Source organism: Paracoccus sp. UBA5162 (genome assembly GCF_002413585.1).
Lineage (GTDB): Bacteria > Pseudomonadota > Alphaproteobacteria > Rhodobacterales > Rhodobacteraceae > Paracoccus.
The window spans coordinates 22,067-24,022 of the sequence record NZ_DHXG01000032.1 but is presented as its reverse complement, the minus strand read 5'-3'; the positions used below and the strand labels follow the sequence as shown (position 1 = coordinate 24,022).

Annotated in this window: 2 protein-coding genes; both read right to left on the bottom strand. The window is 64.3% G+C overall.

Annotated elements, in window-relative coordinates:
• Positions 1-578 (bottom strand): ABC transporter ATP-binding protein (locus B4A72_RS04280; protein WP_292978139.1); only part of this gene is annotated, 578 nt, incomplete at its 3' end.
• A gap of 18 nt (positions 579-596) precedes the next feature.
• Positions 597-1,956: alpha-amylase family glycosyl hydrolase (locus B4A72_RS04275; protein ID WP_292978138.1), on the bottom strand; the 1,360-nt coding region annotated here is incomplete at its 5' end.

Below are 1,956 nucleotides of genomic sequence, written 5' to 3'. Positions count from 1 at the left end.
TGGGTGACATAGATCATCGTCCGGTCGGGCATCGAGGCCTTCAGCTGCGCGATCTCGATCCGCGTCGCCACCCGCAGCGCGGCGTCCAGGTTCGACAGCGGCTCGTCGAACAGATAGACCTTGGGGTCGCGCACGATGGCCCGGCCGATCGCCACCCGCTGCCGCTGGCCGCCTGACAGGGCCTTGGGCAGCCGGTCCAGATAGGGCGTCAGTTGCAGCATCCGGCCGGCGCGGTCGGTCGCCTCGCGGATCTCGGCCCTGGACTTGCCGGCGATCTGCAGCGCGAAGGCCATGTTGTCGCGAACCGTCATGTGCGGATAAAGCGCATAGGACTGAAACACCATCGCGATGCCGCGCTGGCTGGGCGGGATGTCGTTCATCCGCTGGTCGTCGATCTGCAGGTCGCCGCCGGTGATCCGTTCCAGCCCCGCGATCATGCGCAGCAGCGTGGACTTGCCGCAGCCCGAAGGCCCGACAAAGACGATGAACTCGCCCGAGGCGATCTCCAGGTCGATATCGCGCAGAACCTGCACGTCGCCATAGGACTTGGCGATGTCCTTCAGTTTCAGATCGGCCATCCCGCGTTTCCTCCCCGTTCAGCCCTCGATGACCTGGACCTGCCACGGCGCCAGCCCGCCGACCTCTTCCTCCGAAAGATTGGCGCGGATCCGCAGGGTCTGTTCGCTGTCGGCGCGGGTGAAGGACAGGATCGGGCCGTCGGCCTTCATGTCGCTCATGCTGCCCAGGCGCAGCGCCGAATGCTTGTTGCGCAGGCCGATGGCCCAGCGATAATGATGCAGCACCGATTGCGCATCGGCCTCTTGCGCGACGACGGTGCGTTGCAGATGGGCATGCGGCACGGGCAGCCAGGGCTGGCTGGTCGAGAAGCCGCCATTCACGCCCATATCCCAGACCATCGGCGTCCGGGATCCGTCGCGCCCCTTGTATTCGGGCCAGAATTCGATCCCATAGGGATCGCGCAGATCCTCGAACTGCAATTCGGCCTCGGGCAGGCCCAGCTCTTCGCCCTGATACAGGCAGACGCTGCCGCGCAGGCACATCAGCAGCGTGCAATAGGCCTTGGCGGCCTGATCGGTCAGGCTCCAGCGGCTGATATGGCGCATCACGTCGTGGTTCGACATCGCCCAGCAGGGCCATGCGTTCGGCGCGATGCTGTGCAGCCGGTCAAAGACCTCGACCACGCGCGCCGCCTGCAAGCCGTCGCCCGACAGGAAATCGAACACATAGGACATCTGCACCCGGCCGGGCACGCCGGTATAATCCTCCAGCAGCTCCAGCCCGCGCTCGCTGTCGCCGATCTCGCCCACGACGACGGCGCCATGCGGTTTCAGCATCGCCGCAAAGCGTTCGAGGAATTTCAGGTTCTCGGGCTGCGACTTGTCGTACCGGTGGCTTTGATGGTTGTAGGGGTTCACCGCCGGCGCGGTATCGGCCTTGCGCAGCTCCGGCGCCAGCGGCGGGTTGTCGCGCAATTTCCGGTCGTGGAAATAGAAATTGATCGTGTCCAGACGAAAGCCGTCCACGCCCTTGTCCAGCCAGAAGGCCGTCATCTCCAGCAGCGCGTCCTGAACCTCCGGGTTGTGGAAATTCAGATCCGGTTGCGCCGACAGGAAGTTGTGCAGGTAGTATTGTTCGCGCCGGCCTTCCCATTGCCAGGCACTGCCGCCGAACAGCGACAGCCAGTTGTTCGGCGGCGTCCCGTCGGGCTTGGGATCGGACCAGACATACCAGTCGGCCTTGGCATTGTCGCGGCTGGCGCGGCTTTCCTTGAACCACGGATGTCGGTTCGAGGTATGCGACATCACGAGGTCGATCATCACCTTCAGGCCCAGCTCATGCGCCCGCTCGATCAGCCAGTCGAAATCCTCCATCCCGCCGAAGATCGGGTCGATGCCGCGATAATCGCTGACATCATAGCCGAAATCCTTCATCGGC